Here is a 16,198-nt window from a genome sequence, read left to right on the forward strand (position 1 = left end):
GCCGGTATCCGGAACCGGCACTGGTGGGAGGAGATCGGCGACTGGGTCTCCGACAACTGGGACACCATCGTCGCCGTCTGCAAGGTCGTCGTCGCGGTCGTCGGCGTCATCGCGATGATCATCGGCGGGCCAATCCTGGCTGCCATCGTCATCGTCGCCGGCGCCATCGTACTGGCCGATACCCTCAGTAAGTACGCAAAAGGCCAAGCAGGCCTGATGGATGTCGCTTTCGCGGCACTGGACTGCGTACCGGGCATGAAGGGCCTTACCACCGCCGCGAAACTCGGCAAGGGGTTGAAGGGACTCAAGGGCGGGCTCAAGGGATTCAAGTCGGCCCGCACCGCGCTCAAGGACGGGGCGAAGGGTGCCTACAACCGGGTCAAGAGCGTCGTGCGGTCCAAGGGGAGCGATCCGGTGGACATGGCCACTGGAGAGATGTTCCTGCCACAGACCGACATCACTCTGCCGGGCGATCTGCCGCTGCACTTCACGCGACGGCTGGCCTCGCAATATCGTTCAGGATGGTGGTTCGGCCCCACGTGGGCATCCACTATCGACCAGCGTCTTGAAATCGACGAACAAGGCATCGTCTTCGTCACCGAGGACGGCCTGCTTCTCCCTTACCCCTTCCCTGAAGCGCCGAGCGAACCCGTCCTGCCGGATTCCGGCCCCCGCTGGCCACTGACATGCCTCGTCGATGGTGGCTACGAGATCGGCGATCCCGCGACCGGACACATCCGCCACTTCGGTGCCCCCGTTGACGGGCTGGCCCTGCTGCAACGCATCGCAGACCGCAACGGCAACACCATCGAGGTCGAATACGCTCCCGACGGCGCTCCTCACGCCATTCGTCACTCCGGCGGTTATCGCCTCGTCCTCACCGTGAACGAGGAACGCGTGACGGCCTTGAGCCTCGCAGGCGGGGCCGAGGACGGCTCGGACGTCCCCATCAAGTCGTTCCGGTACACGGACGGCAACCTGACCGAGGTGATCAACTCCTCCGGTCAGCCGCTTCGGTTCACCTATGACGAGCACCTGCGAGTCACGTCGTGGACGGACACGAACGCCCGCCGTTACGACTACACATACGACCGGCATCACCGGTGCATCGCTGAAGGAGGGGAAGCCGGTCACATCACCATCGCCCTGGAATACGACGGTACGGACCCTGCCTGGCCCGACTGCCGCGTCACCACACTGACCACTGCCGAAGGCGCGGTGTCACGCTTCGTCATCAATGACAGAAGCCAAGTCGTGGCGGAGATCGACGCGTTGGGCGGCGTCACTCGCACCGCATACGACGCACACCATCACATCGTCGCAATAACGGACCAGGCGGGGCACACGACGCACTTCGCCCATGACGGGAACGGCCATCCCACGGAGATCCGGCGGCCTGACGGCGCCGTCCTCCGCTTCGTCTATAGCGCCGAAGGCGCACCTGTAATTCTCAGCGGGCCGGACGGCGGCAGTTGGCACCGGGAGTACGACAACCGCGGCAACTGCATCTCCATGACCAACCCCGCGGGAGCCACCACTCGATTCACTTACGACGCCGCCGGCCATGTCACCAGGGTGACGGACGCTCTGGGGAATGCCCGGTCGGTGCGCTGCAACGCGGCGGGGCTCCCCGTTTCCATGACCGATCCGCTCGGTGCAGTCACTTCCTGGGAACGTGACACCTTCGGCCGTATCGTCGCTTACACCGATCCTCTGGGGAACACCACACGCCTGGCCTGGACGGTCGAGGGCCGACTCCTCTCGCGCATCACGCCCGACGGAGCCACCGAAAGGTGGACGTACGACGGTGAGGGCAACTGCACAAGCCACACGACACCCACGGGCGCCGTGACCCGCTTCGAGTACACCCACTTCGACCTCCAGTCCGCTCGAATCGGCCCGGACGGTGTGCGGTACGAATTCAGCCACGACCCGGGGCTGCGGCTTGTCCAGGTCACCAATCCCCAAGGGCTGGCCTGGACCTACCGGCATGACGCGGCAGGCCGCCTCGTCTCCGAGACGGACTTCGACGGCCGCAATGTGACGTACGCCCACGATGCCGTGGGCCGCCTCGCCTCGCGGACCGACGCCCTTGGACACACCACGCGTTACGAGCATGACGCGGTCGGCAACCTCACCCGCAAGACGACGGGCAGTAGCGTCACGCACTTCACGTACGACCTCAACCAGCGGCTGACCGGTGCTACCGGGCCGGATGCCACGCTCTCCCTGCACCGTGACAGCACCGGATCGCTCACACGTGAGACTGTCAACGGCCGCCATGTGCTGTATCAGCACGATGTTCTGGGGCGCCTCGTCCGACGCACCACTCCCTCCGGAGCAGTGACCAGGTGGACCTATGACGCTGCGGGCAACCGGACAGAGCTCAACGCGTCAGGTCGGACGCTCCGATTCGAGCACGACTGGTCCGGGCGGGAAGCTGTCCGGCGCTTCGGCGACGACGTCACGCTGACGCATGTCTTCGACGAGGTAGGCCGCCTGAGCGCCCAGTCGCTGGAGGCAGCCGACCGCCGCGTGCAACATCGCGCCTTCTCCTATGGCGAGGCCGGCAATCTCCTTGGTGTCGATGACCAACTGCGCGGTAGCCGCAGGTTCGACCTCGATACGGCAGGCCGGGTCACCGCCGTGTGCGCCGACAACTGGAACGAGCAATACGCCTATGACGAGGTGGGCAATCAAACCTTTGCTTCCTGGCCTGACGGCCACCCCGGCGACGACGCCGACGGGACCCGCGTCTACTCGGGCACTCACATCGTTCGTGCAGGCCGTACGCGCTATGAGCACGACGCTCTGGGCCGAACAGTGCTGCGCCAGAAAGCACGGATGTCACGCAAGCCGGACACCTGGCGCTACATATGGGATCCGGAAGACCGACTGTCCTCTGTCACGACACCGGACGGAACGGTCTGGCGCTATCGGTACGACCCCCTCGGCCGCCGCATCGCGAAAGAGCGCCTGGCTGCCGATGGTCAAACCGTCGATGAGGAGGTCCTTTTCACCTGGGACGGTGTGACGCTCTGCGAGCAGACGACACGAGCACGGTCGCTTTCTCATGATGTGACGCTCACCTGGGACCACGACGGATTCCACCCGATCACGCAAACTGAACGCATCACTGCCACGAAACAACCGCAGGACGAGATCGACTCGCGCTTCTTCTGCATCGTCACCGATCTCGTCGGCACCCCTACCGAGCTGGTCGACGAGCACGGCGACATGGCATGGCGCACGCGCGCCACCCTGTGGGGCTCCACCGCTTGGAATTCCGACGCAACTGCCTATACCCCGATCCGCTTCCCGGGGCAGTACTTCGATCCAGAAACCGGGCTGCACTACAATTACTTCCGGCATTACGATCCCGAGACGGGCCGCTACCTCACGCAGGACCCTCTCGGGCTCGCCCCGGCGCCCAACCCGGCCACCTATGTCCACAACCCGCATACCGGGATCGATCCGCTGGGCCTCTCGCCGTACTACAGCGAGATCGCAGCCAACGGTCAAAGAGGCCCTGCCTACGCGGAAGTGACGCCGCAGACCCTGGACGACGCAGCCAACAACCTCATCGGCAGCGAGCCCGGACGTGGGCGCCGGTACGCGCCACCGGGGTTCGTCGCCAATTCCAACCACTCGCGCGGACACCTGATTGGCAAGCAGTTCGGCGGTGACGGCAGAGACATGAGGAACATCGTCACCCAGGACAAGGTGCAGAACAACGACGTCATCAGCAAGGCCGAAGGGCAAATCGCCGACCATGTGAGAGCAAGCGGGAACAAAGTCATCATGAGCGTGACACCGGAGTACGCCAACGGAGGAGACATTCCGAGTCACGTCCTCATCGAAGCCGTGGACGATTTCGGCTGGTCCTTCAGGGACAGAATTCCCAATATGTAGTTCCGCATAATTTCCACAGAACCATCGGCCAAGGAGGGCCATGACCGACAACAACCCCGCCGACCTCATCCTGCTCGCCGACGAGGAGGGCAACAGCGTGCGCGTCACGGTTCTGGGGAGATATCCGGGGCAGTCGGACATGCTCACAGCGGAGATCTCCGTCGAAACGCCCTTTGTCCGCGGCCGTCTCGACCTCGCCCTTTGGTCCGCGAGGCTCAGTCAGTGGAGCCAAGTCCTGGACCGGCTCGAAGCCGGGGAGGATGCCGGGTGGATGACGGCGGAGAGCGGGCCCACGCTCTCTCTGCAGCTGGCAGGCGAGCACGACTGCCCCGAGGTGCTGATCAAGGACACCACGATCTCCATGGTGACCGTCCGCGTGCCCGTCGACCTACCGGACGAATGGGTCTCCCACCACCGGACACGCCTCCGCCAGGTACTCGGCTCGTGGTCACTGGAGTAATCGGCGCCCCGTACCTTCCCACCAATCCGCAACCTCGTAGAAACACACCGTAGTCACCACCCCCACCGGCGCCTACGGTGTGCCCGTGCAATCGAGCCAAGCCAGTCAGCCGCCGCACCGGCCCACGCCGCCTTTCAATTTCCCCGCCGCCCGGCGCCTGCGGGAGGCGCTGGGGATGGCCCACGGGCACGTCGCCTACGGGCTGCGGGCCAGTTATGGACTCACGTACGTCACCGCCGACACCGTCGCCGCCTGGGAGCGTGGGCTCGCCTCGCCCAGTTCCGCCGAGCTCGCCGCGCTGGCGGCGACCCTGTGGTGCTCGCCGGGGGAGCTCATGGGCGCCGCTCGGACCCTGCGCGAGCACCGGGTCGCGCGCGGGCTCGCGCCGGAGGATGTCGCGCGGGAAGCCGGCGTCGAGATCCAGGCGTATCTGCGCATGGAGGAGACCGGCACCTGGCGCGGCAACGAACGGCAGTCCGCCGCCCTCGCCCGGGTCCTCGAGCTGGCCCCGCCCGACTTCGTCACCGTCACCGGGCGCGCCGACGCCCTCGCCGAGCTGCTGCGCAGCGCCGTCACCACCCGGTGGCAGGGGTACGTGCGGCCCGTGAGCAAGCTGCTGCCCCTGGAGAAGCGGCAGGTCGAGGGCGTGCTGCGGCAGATGCACGACGACTACCAGTCACGGATGACGCGCACGCTGAGCTGGGGCGGCGGGGCCGGTTCCGACGCGTCCGGGGAGGCCGGGCGGGACTTCCTCGAACGGATCCTCGAACATTTCTGGTCGGTCGTCCGCCCCGGCCACTAGAGGACCGATAGCACTAGACGACCAAGTCCACTGGACGACCGATTCCACAAGAAGGCCGAGTCCGCCAGACGTCCGAGTTCGCTAGACGTCCGAGTCCGCCAGACGTCCGAGTTCGCTAGAAGGCCGAGTCCGCTAGAAGACCGACTCCGCCTCGTCCATCCGGTCCTTCGGGACCGTCTTCAGCGCCGTCACCGCCTCCGCGAGCGGCACCATCGTGATGTCCGTGCCGCGCAGCGCCGTCATCCTGCCGTACTCGCCGCGGTGCACCGCCTCCACCGCGTGCCAGCCGAAGCGGGTCGCGAGCACGCGGTCGTACGCGGTGGGGGTGCCGCCGCGCTGGACGTGGCCGAGGATGACCGGCTTGGCCTCCTTGCCGAGGCGGGCCTCCAGCTCGTACGCGAGGGCCGTGCCGATGCCCTGGAAGCGCTCGTGGCCGAACTGGTCGATCGCGCCCTTGCCGTAGTTCATCGTGCCGTCCTGCGGGTGCGCGCCCTCGGCGACGCAGATCACCGCGAACTTCTTGCCGCGCGAGAAGCGCTCCTCGACGAGGGCGACCAGGTCGGCAGGGTCGAAGGGGCGTTCCGGCAGGCAGATGCCGTGCGCGCCGCCCGCCATGCCCGACTCCAGGGCGATCCACCCGGCGTGGCGGCCCATGACCTCGACCACCATCACGCGCTGGTGCGACTCGGCGGTGGTCTTGAGGCGGTCCATCGCCTCCGTGGCAACGCCGACGGCCGTGTCGAAGCCGAAGGTGCGGTCCGTGGAGGAGATGTCGTTGTCGATGGTCTTGGGGACGCCGACCACCGGTACGCCCGCGTCCGACAGCATGCGGGCCGCCGTCAGCGTGCCCTCGCCGCCGATCGGGATGAGCGCGTCGAAGCCGCTGCGCTCGATCAGCTCCTTGGCGTTGTCGCAGGCCGCGCGGAAGCGGGCGCGTTCGAGGCGGGAGGAGCCGAGGATCGTTCCGCCGCGGGCCAGGATGCCGCTGACGGCGTTGAGGTCGAGCGCGCGGTAGCGCCCGTCGAGCAGGCCCGCGTAGCCGTCCTCGAAGCCGATGACCTCGTCGCCGTAGTGCGTCACGGCACGGTGCACGACCGACCGGATCACTGCGTTGAGGCCGGGGCAGTCGCCGCCCGCGGTGAGAATTCCGATACGCATCGCGCTGTGTCTCCTGCTCGCTGCTGGTACTTGTGAGCCGGTCCGATTGTTCCACGGCCACCAGGGGGCTGCCGCTCACGGATGTGCGACGGATGTCTGTGCGATGCGGGGGCAGGGACTGGGCAGGGACCTTGACGGGACCTTCGTACCGGCCTCGCGGGGCCTTTCGTCCGGGGGCGGCTTAGCCAGCCGCAGAGGTATTGTCAAGAGGACACAGCCGCGATATCGGGTACTTTGTCCAGCTCGCCCGGCGCCCACGCCGGGGCCGCGGACGGACAGCGCCGACAGCGCCGACTGCGCCGACAGCGCCGACAGCGCCGACAGCCAGGAATGCGAAGAAGGCCAGGAATGCAAAGAAGGGGAGACCACGCGTGACGCGCAGCGTGTACGTGACCGGGATCGACCGGGGCGACGGTCGCCAGGTCGTCGAACTGGGAGTCATGGAGCTCCTCACCCGCCAGGTCGACCGGGTCGGCGTCTTCAGGCCGCTCGTCCACGACGGCCCGGACCGCCTCTTCGACCTGCTGCGGGCCCGCTACCGCCTCTCGCAGGACGCCTCGACCGTGTACGGCATGGACTACCACGAGGCGTCGGCGCTCCAGGCCGAGCAGGGCACCGACGAACTGGTCTCGCGGCTCGTCGACCGGTTCCACCGGGTCGCGAGGGACTATGAAGTCGTTCTCGTGCTCGGCACGGACTTCGCCGCCACCCAGCTGCCCGACGAGCTCTCGCTCAACGCCCGCCTCGCCAACGAGTTCGGCGCCTCCGTGCTCCCCGTGGTCGGCGGCAAGAACCAGACCGCCGAGTCGGTGCGCGCCGAGACGCGCAACGCGTACCGGGCGTACGAGTCGCTCGGCTGCGACGTCCTCGCGATGATCACCAACCGGGTCGCCCCGGCCGACCGCGACGAGATCCACGAGCGGCTGAAGGCCGGCCTGCCCGTGCCGTGCCACGTGCTGCCGGACGAGGCCGCGCTCTCCGCGCCCACCGTCGCGCAGATCACGCACGCCCTCGGCGGCCGGGTGCTGCTCGGCGACGACTCGGGGCTCGCGCGCGACGCCCTGGACTTCGTCTTCGGCGGCGCCATGCTGCCGAACTTCCTGAACGCCCTGACGCCGGGCTGTCTCGTGGTCACCCCCGGCGACCGCGCCGACCTCGTGGTGGGCTCGCTCGCCGCGCACAGCGCCGGTACGCCGCCCATAGCGGGCGTCCTGCTGACCCTGAACGAGCAGCCGGGCCCGGAGATCCTCACCCTCGCCGACCGCCTCGCGCCCGGCACGCCGGTGATCGCGGTCTCCGGCGGGTCCTTCCCCACGGCGGCCGAGCTCTTCGCGCTCGAAGGGAAGCTGAACGCGGCCACGCCCCGCAAGGCGGAGACCGCCCTCGGCCTCTTCGAGCGGTACGTCGACACCGCGGACCTCAGCAGGCGCGTCTCGGCGCCGAGCAGCGACCGCGTCACGCCGATGATGTTCGAGCACAAGCTCCTGGAGCGGGCCCGCGCCGACCGGCGCCGCGTCGTGCTGCCCGAGGGCACCGAGGAGCGGGTGCTGCGCGCCGCCGACGTACTCCTGCGCCGCGACGTCTGCGACCTGACACTGCTCGGCCCGGTCGAGCAGATCCGCAAGAAGGCCGCCGACCTCAGCGTCGACCTCGCCGACTCCGAGCTCATCGACCCGCAGACCTCCGAACTGCGGGATCGTTTCGCCGCCAAGTACGCGGAGCTGCGCGCCCACAAGGGCGTCACCGTCGAGCTCGCGTACGACGTGGTGGCCGACGTGAACTACTTCGGCACGCTGATGGTCCAGGAGGGCCTCGCCGACGGCATGGTGTCGGGCTCCGTGCACTCGACGGCCGCGACCATCCGGCCCGCCTTCGAGATCATCAAGACGAAGCCGGACGCCTCGATCGTCAGCTCCGTCTTCTTCATGTGCCTCGCCGACAAGGTGCTCGTGTACGGCGACTGCGCGGTCAACCCCGACCCGAACGCCGAGCAGCTCGCGGACATCGCCGTCCAGGCGGCCGCCACCGCCAGGCAGTTCGGGGTCGAGCCGCGGATCGCGATGCTCTCGTACTCGACGGGCACGTCCGGTTCGGGCGCCGACGTCGACAAGGTGCGCGAGGCGACCGAGCTGGTACGGGAACACCGCGACGACCTCAAGATCGAGGGGCCGATCCAGTACGACGCCGCCGTGGAGCCCTCCGTCGCGGCCACCAAGCTGCCCGGTTCCGAGGTCGCGGGCCAGGCCAGCGTGCTGATCTTCCCGGACCTGAACACCGGCAACAACACCTACAAGGCCGTGCAGCGCTCGGCCGGCGCGATCGCCGTCGGGCCGGTCCTGCAGGGCCTGCGCAAGCCGGTCAACGACCTGTCCCGGGGCGCGCTCGTCCAGGACATCGTCAACACCGTCGCCATCACGGCCATCCAGGCCCAGGCCCAGACGCCCACCCCGTAACCCCCACAGAAAGCGCCTCATCCAGTGACCGCCACGCGCGTACTCGTCCTCAACTCCGGCTCGTCGTCGGTGAAGTACCAGCTGCTCGACATGCGCGACAGCTCACGCCTCGCCGTCGGCCTGGTCGAGCGGATCGGCGAGGAGACCTCACGGCTCAAGCACACCCCGCTGGCCGGCGGCGGCGCCGAGAGCCGTGAGCGCGAGGAGCCCATCGCCGACCACGAGGCGGCGCTGAAGGCCGTCGCCCGCGAGCTGTCCGCCGACGGGCTCGGCCTCGACTCCCCCGAGCTGGCCGCGATCGGCCACCGGGTGGTGCACGGCGGCCTGAAGTTCACCGCGCCGACGGTCATCACGGACGAGGTGCTCGCGGAGATCGAGCGCCTGGTGCCGGTGGCCCCCCTGCACAACCCGGCCAACATCACCGGCATCCGCACCGCCCAGGCGATGCGCCCGGACCTGCCGCAGGTCGCCGTCTTCGACACCGCCTTCCACACGACGATGCCGGAGTCCGCGGCGCGCTACGCGATCGACGTGAAGACCGCCGACGAGCACCGCGTGCGGCGCTACGGCTTCCACGGCACGTCCCACGCGTACGTCTCGCGGCGCACGGCGAAGCTGCTCGGCAAGGCCCCCGAGGACGTCAACGTCATCGTGCTGCACCTGGGCAACGGCGCCTCGGCGAGCGCGGTGCGGGGCGGGAAGTGCGTCGACACCTCGATGGGGCTCACGCCACTGGAGGGGCTCGTGATGGGTACCCGTTCCGGTGATATGGACCCGGCGGTCATCTTCCATCTGGCCCGGGTCGGTGGAATGTCGATCGACGACATCGATGAGCTGCTCAACAAGAAGAGCGGTCTGATCGGCCTCTGCGGCGACAACGACATGCGGGAAATACGGCGCCGGATCGACGAGGGCGATGAGGAGGCGGCGCTCGCCTTCGACATTTACATCCATCGCCTGAAGAAGTACATCGGCGCCTATTACGCGGTACTCGGCCGGGTCGACGCCGTCGTTTTCACGGCGGGCGTCGGCGAGAACGCGGCGCCGGTGCGCGAGGCGGCGGTGGCGGGCCTGGAGGAGCTGGGCCTCGCGGTCGACGGGGCGCTCAATTCCGTACGTTCCGACGAAGCCCGGCTCATTTCGCCGGAGTACGCGCGCGTCGCCGTCGCCGTGGTGCCGACCGACGAAGAATTGGAGATCGCCGCTCAGACGTATGCGTTGGTCGATGACCGCGACGCCGGAGATGAAGAACGCAACGCCTGAGCGGACTTCCGCCCATTTGTAGATTCCGCCAGACGGAATATTCCGTAGCGAAACAAACCGATAGGATCGCCCCATGCGCCGTTCCAAAATCGTCTGTACGCTGGGCCCCGCCGTCGACTCCGAAGAGCAGCTCGTCTCGCTGATCGAGGCCGGCATGAACGTGGCCCGATTCAACTTCAGCCACGGCACGCACGCCGAGCACCAGGGGCGGTACGACCGCGTCCGTGCGGCTGCCGCGAAGACCGGCCGTGCCATCGGCGTCCTCGCCGACCTGCAGGGTCCGAAGATCCGTCTGGAGACCTTCGCCGAGGGCCCCGTCGAGCTGGTGCGCGGTGACGAGTTCACCATCACCACCGAGGACGTCCCCGGCGACAAGTCGATCTGCGGCACGACCTACAAGGGCCTGCCGGGCGACGTCTCCAAGGGTGACCAGGTCCTGATCAACGACGGCAACGTCGAACTGCGCGTCGTCGAGGTGGACGGGCCGCGCGTCAAGACGATCGTCGTCGAGGGCGGTGTCATCTCCGACCACAAGGGCATCAACCTGCCCGGCGCGGCCGTGAACGTGCCCGCGCTCTCCGAGAAGGACGTCGACGACCTGCGCTTCGCCCTGAAGATGGGCTGCGACATGGTCGCCCTCTCCTTCGTGCGCGACGCGAGCGACGTCAAGGACGTCCACAAGGTGATGGACGAGGAGGGCCGCCGGGTCCCCGTCATCGCCAAGGTGGAGAAGCCGCAGGCCGTCGCCAACATGGAGGGCGTCGTCGCGGCGTTCGACGCCGTGATGGTGGCCCGTGGCGACCTGGCCGTCGAGTACCCGCTCGAGAAGGTCCCGATGGTGCAGAAGCGCCTCGTGGAGATGTGCCGCCGCAACGCCAAGCCGGTGATCGTCGCGACCCAGATGATGGAGTCGATGATCACCAACTCGCGCCCCACGCGCGCCGAGGCGTCCGACGTCGCCAACGCGATCCTGGACGGTGCGGACGCGGTCATGCTGTCGGCCGAGTCCAGCGTCGGCGCGTACCCGATCGAGACCGTCAAGACGATGTCGAAGATCGTCACCGCGGCCGAGGAGGAGCTGCTCTCCAAGGGCCTGCAGCCGCTCGTGCCCGGCAAGAAGCCGCGTACGCAGGGCGGTTCGGTGGCCCGTGCCGCCGCCGAGATCGCGGACTTCCTCGGCGGCAAGGCACTGGTCGCCTTCACCCAGTCCGGCGACACGGCCCGCAGGCTCTCCCGCTACCGCGCGGCCCAGCCGATCCTCGCCTTCACCACGGACGAGGCGACCCGCAACCAGCTCACGCTGAGCTGGGGCGTGGACACCTACGTCGTGCCGCACGTCGACAACACCGACGCGATGGTCGAGCTCGTCGACGCCGAGCTGATCAAGCTGAACCGCTTCAACGACGGCGACACGGTCGTCATCACGGCGGGCTCGCCCCCCGGCGTCCCCGGCACCACCAACATGGTGCGGGTCCACCACCTGGGCAACGGCGGCCGCGACTGACGGTCGCGGCCGGGTTCCGTTCCCGTCCGGCGTACGCACTGAGGGCGCCCCCTTTTGGAAGGGGGCGCCCTCGGCGTCTGTCGTGCGTGCGAGCTCGCGTGCGTGCGTGCGTGCGGCTCAGTCCGTGATCGACTGATGCAGTCCGGGGATGGTGAGGTTCCCGCCGAACTGGCCCGCCTGCTGCACCTTCACATCCGTGAAGTAGATCAGCGGGATGTTCAGCGGCGGCGGGTGCTCGGGGTCGAAGGTGATCGGGATCAGACCGAACAGCTTGCCCGAGATCGACTCCGTGTACATCGTCGTCTCCCCGCCCCGGATCGTGGACGTGGAGCCCTTGGCCGCCTCGACGTGGTACTTCTTGCCGGCCGGGCCCTCGACGATCTGGTGCAGGTCACCGATGTCGGTGTTCTGGACGACGTACTTCAGGGCCTGCTTGCTCCGGCCGTTCGGCATCGTCAGGTTCACGACGCCCTGGTAGTCGGCGCCCTTGAGCGTGAGCGAGCTGGCTTCCAGGTTCCACGGCTGGTTCGGGATCGGCGCGGGCGGCTGCTCGGCCTTTCCGTCGACCTTCTTCTCGACGACGCACGGGAACGGCTTCTTGCCGTTCTCGTCCGGTGCCGGCGGGTCGTCGGCCTCGTCACCGGTCTTGCCTTCGGCCTTGTCCTTCGCCGCGTCCCCGGCCGCCTTGTCGGCCGCCTTACCGGTCTTGTCCTTGAGCTTGTCGACGGTGTCTTCGACCGGCTCGGTGAGCTTGTCCTTCGCGTCCTTGACCGGGTCCTCGGCGTCCTTGGACGAGCCGGAGGACTTGGAGGACCCGCTCTCCTTCGAGGTGGAGGGGTCCGGCTGCGGGCTACCGGACGTCTTCGCGCCCTCGCCCCCGGACTTGTCCTCGTCCTCGGCCCCGGACTTGTCCCCGGCGTCGGCCTCGTCCTCGGCCTTGTCCTTGTCGGGCGTGAAGACATCCTTGAGGGCATCGCCGACACCCAGCGGGTCCCAGGGGTTCCTGGTCTCGGTGGGCTCGGCGGACGTCCCGGACTTCTCGGACTCCTTGCCGTCCCTCTCGCCGGTGGACGGGGCGGTGGTACCGGCCTTGTCGTCCGGGTCCGCCTTCGCGCCCGAGGAGGGCGGGGCAGAGGGAGTCCGCTCCTTGGCGTCGCCCTTCTCGGTCCCGCCCTTCGCCGCGTCCCCGGCCCCGCCCTTGGTCTCGTCCTTGTCGGACGATCCCTCGGCCTTCTCCGCGTCCTTGGCATCCTTGGCGTCCTTGGCGGCCTTCTCGGCCGCCTTTTCCTTCGCCTTGTCCGCGGCGTCCTTCTCCGCGTCGTGCTCGGCGTCCTTGTCCGGCGCCGTGACACACGGGCCGTCCTGGAAGGGGTTGTCGGGGACACCCGGCTTGGCCTGCGCGAGCGTCGGGGTCAGCCCCATGCCCATGAGCACGGCGGTGGGCATGGCGGCGATGGCGATCGCCTTGCCCGCGGGCACCTGCAACCGGGTGAGCAGCGGCTTCCTGGGTGCCGCGTGGCGCGGCCCGGTTCTCGCACGGGGCTCCCCCGCGAAGCCCTCGTGGTGCACCTCGTCAGCCGGCACGGTGCCTCCCGTTCGTCCCGTTCGTCGGGCTCGTTCCTGACAGATCGTCCTGTACGCCGCTCACCCCACCCGCGCCGGCCGCGGCGGTGGGCCCGGGGACCCCGTCGGAGCCGCCGGGGTCCTTGGCCGTACGTCCTTCGGCAGGCTCACCGGCAGGCTTCGCGGCGGCCCAGGAGACGCCGAGGGCGCCACCGATCAGGGCGAGCAGGAAGCCGATGACGAAGCCGCCGAAGTTGGAGACCACCAGGGAGACCAGGGCGAGCAGAATCGCCGCGACACCCGCGAAGACCCGGGAGTGCGGCTGGAACCACATGGTCAGGCCGAGCACGACCAACAGCACGCCGATGATCAGTGAGCCGGCACCGGCGGTGGTCGCCATCCGGATCGTCATCGTGCCGAGCGTGAGGTTCGCGTACGGGAAGTACATGATCGGGATGCCGCCGAGAAGTGTCAGCAGACCACCCCAGAACGGGCGCTGACCGCGCCACCCTCGGAACGATCGGCGCATCCGGCCGAGCCTGTCGCCCAGTCCCACTTGCGCTTCGGCGCTCATGTCGTACAGCTCCTCGGGAATGGCGTTGGTTCTGTGTGTCGTGCGGTGTCGGGCACGGGGACGGCTCCGTATGTGCCGTCGCGCCCCCGCGCCCGGCCGTTCTCATCGCACGGAGTGCGCGCCGGGCCGCCCGATGCGACCCGCTAGGGCATCAACTGCCCTAGTAGCACTCGTGCTTGCCCTTCTTGACCGACATACCGAGGCCAGAGAGCTTGAAGGTGCCGGCGGTGGTCGCCCACGCACGCTGCTTCACATCGGTGAACTTCACCGATTCCGCCTGCTGCGCGAACGAGTCCGGGGCGTACTTGTCGCCCTTCGCCGGGCCGGGACCCTTGGTGGTCTGGTCGACCGAGACACCGATGTCGACCTTGTGGAAGGTCGCATTGGCCTTCAGGTCGTCGGCGTCGATGTAGAGCTTCTTGGCCTTGACCTTGGGGCCACCCCCGCCACCGGCCTTGAGGGTCATCGACACATCGCCGAAGACCGGGACCGGCACGACCACGGACTGGCAGAGGTTGGTGATCGTGGCCTCTTCGAGACCGACGACGGCGACCGGGTGGTGACCCGACTTACCGCTGTCCAGGGCTCCGTACTGGACGAATCCCGTACCGTTGAGCTCCTTGGCAGTCACCTTGAACTGCTGCCCTGACACACTGAACGATGCCGCGAGCGCGCCCTGGGACAGGGCGACGCCTATCGCGGCAGTAGCCGCGACGCTCGGCACCATGACCACGGCGAACCGCTTCCATCTGGTTCCGCCACGAGCCACGGATTCCATGACTTTCCTCCTTCTCGGACGTACATCTCCGGCCCTGACTGCTCCCGTTCGGGCGGCTCAGCCGGGCAGGGATGGGAGAAGTGCTACGTCCTCGGGAAGGAGAGCGCCCGCATCGGAGGCGCGCAACCGCACCACTCAGCACCGGCGATCACCCCCGAGCGACAACCACTGGTCGCGCCTGACGCATCACGCACAACCTCGCGGACAGGCCCTGCCGGGACCGGCAGAGACCCCCCTGTCCAGACCGGCGACGGCGTCACCGGCCTACTCGGTGGGGACCCAGAAAGCCCGCTCCCGATTGGCTGTCGGGTTGGCGGGTCATCGGACCGAGCGTCGCCGATCGTGGTGCATTCTCGGCCCCCGCACAAGGGGGTTCGTTACTGGCTAGTAACGGCCGGATAACCGAAGCGCGACCGCGCGGTATCGGTCGGCCACGGACGGTGGCCGGGCGGGTCGGAGCAGAACGGGGCAGGGTCGGGCGAATGCGCCCAGAAGGAAGCGGTTCTCTTACTCCCAGTAACAGCGGCCGCTTTTACCAAGTTTTGGCAAAGTGCGGCCGCTGTTGCGTCCTGGGGACAGACTTTTCACTCCGGCATCACAGACCCCTGCGTTTAGGGACTGGTCAGCCGAAGGGCCGGTAAACGCCCGGCGTACGCCGGGCGGAAGGCCGGCGTACGGTCAGGAGAACGTCAGAAGAGCACCCGTGCGAGCGCCGTGCGCGCCGCCGTCACCCGCGGGTCGTCCGCGCCCACCACCTCGAAGAGTTCCAGCAGCCGCACGCGCGCGGCGTCCCGGTCGTCACCCGCCGAGCGCTGCACCGTGTCGATGAGCCGCCCGAAGGCGTCCTCGACATGACCGCCCACCAGATCCAGGTCGGCGGCGGCGATCTGCGCCCGCACGTCCGCGGGCCGGTCGGCGGCGTCCTTGCGGACCGCCTGCGCGTCAAGTCCCTGCACGCGCTGGAGCAGTTCGGCCTGGGCGAGGCCGAGCTTCGCCTCCGTATTGGCCGGATCGTCACTGAGTACGTTCTTGTACGCCTGTACGGCACCGGCCAGGTCGCCCGCGTCAAGGGCCCGTACGGCCGCTTCGAGCAGGGCGTCGTAAGGGCCGGGCGGCGCCTCGGCCGGGGCGGACACCTGCTGCCCCTCCCCCGCGTCGGCGTCGACCGCGAGGCCGGTCAGGCCGAAGCGCTCCTCGCCGACCTGGATGAGCTGGTCCAGGGTCTGGCGGATCTGCGCCTCGGGGGCGGCGCCCTGGAAGAGGGGCAGGGCCTGTCCGGCCACCACCGCGAAGACAGCCGGGATCCCCTGGACCCCGAACTGCTGCATCAGCATCTGGTTCGCTTCGACATCGATCTTGGCGAGGAGGAAACGGCCGTTGTACTCCTGCGCGAGCCGCTCCAGGACGGGGCTCAGCTGCTTGCACGGCTCGCACCACTCGGCCCAGAAGTCGATGACGACCGGGACCTCGGTGGAGCGCTGCAGGACCTCGCGCTCGAAGCCGGCCTCGTCGACATCGATGACGAGGGAGGCCGGGGAGATCGCGGCGCCCGCCGCACCCCCGCCCTGCCTGGCCGCTTCGGCGCGCGCCTGCTCCGCCTTCGCCTTGGCCTCCTGGGCCGCCTTCACCGCGGCGAGGTCGACGACTCCGCTCATGGACATGTTCCGTGGCTGCATGAGTACATCCTCCCCCAACCCGTGCGGGAACCGCGCCCGTCCGTGACCCCCCGCC

The 16,198-nt window shown here is 68.5% G+C and carries 11 protein-coding genes; 6 read left to right on the forward strand and 5 right to left on the reverse strand.

Annotated elements, in window-relative coordinates; all coding sequences use genetic code 11:
* Nucleotides 1-114: 114 nt before the first annotated feature.
* From AC07DI_RS00005 to AC07DI_RS00015, 3 genes are all read left to right on the forward strand, one after another.
* Nucleotides 115-3,912, forward strand: a complete 3,798-nt coding sequence (locus AC07DI_RS00005; protein WP_478901166.1) for a DUF6531 domain-containing protein — start codon at nucleotides 115-117, stop codon at nucleotides 3,910-3,912.
* A 40-nt stretch (nucleotides 3,913-3,952) separates the two neighbouring features.
* On the forward strand, nucleotides 3,953-4,372 hold the full coding sequence (locus AC07DI_RS00010) for a DUF5959 family protein (protein ID WP_478901168.1): 420 nt from the start codon (nucleotides 3,953-3,955) through the stop codon (nucleotides 4,370-4,372).
* Nucleotides 4,373-4,547: 175 nt separating this feature from the next.
* Complete coding sequence (locus tag AC07DI_RS00015) at nucleotides 4,548-5,174, forward strand: helix-turn-helix domain-containing protein (protein WP_478901703.1); 627 nt, start codon at nucleotides 4,548-4,550, stop codon at nucleotides 5,172-5,174.
* 132 nt (nucleotides 5,175-5,306) lie between these two features.
* On the opposite strand, the gene AC07DI_RS00020 is transcribed toward AC07DI_RS00015, so the two are convergent.
* Entirely contained in the window at nucleotides 5,307-6,332 is a 1,026-nt protein-coding gene (locus tag AC07DI_RS00020) for an ATP-dependent 6-phosphofructokinase (RefSeq protein WP_478901170.1), read from the reverse strand.
* 371 nt (nucleotides 6,333-6,703) lie between these two features.
* On the opposite strand from AC07DI_RS00020, the gene pta reads away from it, so the two are divergent.
* The 3 genes from pta to pyk all read left to right on the forward strand — a co-directional run bounded on the left by pta (nucleotide 6,704) and on the right by pyk (nucleotide 11,552).
* Entirely contained in the window at nucleotides 6,704-8,785 is a 2,082-nt protein-coding gene (pta, locus tag AC07DI_RS00025; RefSeq protein ID WP_384248798.1) for a phosphate acetyltransferase, read from the forward strand.
* A 24-nt stretch (nucleotides 8,786-8,809) separates the two neighbouring features.
* On the forward strand, nucleotides 8,810-10,048 hold the full coding sequence (locus AC07DI_RS00030) for an acetate kinase (RefSeq protein ID WP_384248800.1): 1,239 nt from the start codon (nucleotides 8,810-8,812) through the stop codon (nucleotides 10,046-10,048).
* A 73-nt stretch (nucleotides 10,049-10,121) separates the two neighbouring features.
* Nucleotides 10,122-11,552, forward strand: a complete 1,431-nt coding sequence (pyk, locus tag AC07DI_RS00035; protein WP_478901173.1) for a pyruvate kinase — start codon at nucleotides 10,122-10,124, stop codon at nucleotides 11,550-11,552.
* Nucleotides 11,553-11,669: 117 nt separating this feature from the next.
* Here pyk and AC07DI_RS00040 read toward each other — a convergent pair whose 3' ends face one another.
* The 4 genes from AC07DI_RS00040 to AC07DI_RS00055 form a co-directional block, all read right to left on the reverse strand.
* Complete coding sequence (locus AC07DI_RS00040) at nucleotides 11,670-13,136, reverse strand: hypothetical protein (RefSeq protein ID WP_478901175.1); 1,467 nt, start codon at nucleotides 13,134-13,136, stop codon at nucleotides 11,670-11,672.
* Complete coding sequence (locus AC07DI_RS00045; protein ID WP_384248807.1) at nucleotides 13,126-13,689, reverse strand: DUF6114 domain-containing protein; 564 nt, start codon at nucleotides 13,687-13,689, stop codon at nucleotides 13,126-13,128. The genes AC07DI_RS00040 and AC07DI_RS00045 overlap by 11 nt, the downstream gene beginning before the upstream one ends.
* Before the next feature lie 160 nt (nucleotides 13,690-13,849).
* Complete coding sequence (locus AC07DI_RS00050; RefSeq protein WP_384248810.1) at nucleotides 13,850-14,467, reverse strand: DUF6230 family protein; 618 nt, start codon at nucleotides 14,465-14,467, stop codon at nucleotides 13,850-13,852.
* A gap of 689 nt (nucleotides 14,468-15,156) precedes the next feature.
* Nucleotides 15,157-16,143 (reverse strand): tetratricopeptide repeat protein, encoded by a 987-nt coding sequence (locus tag AC07DI_RS00055; RefSeq protein ID WP_384248812.1) that lies wholly within the window; start codon nucleotides 16,141-16,143, stop codon nucleotides 15,157-15,159.
* Between the last annotated feature and the right edge of the window lie 55 nt (nucleotides 16,144-16,198).

Source organism: Streptomyces sp. NPDC044106 (assembly GCF_056433985.1).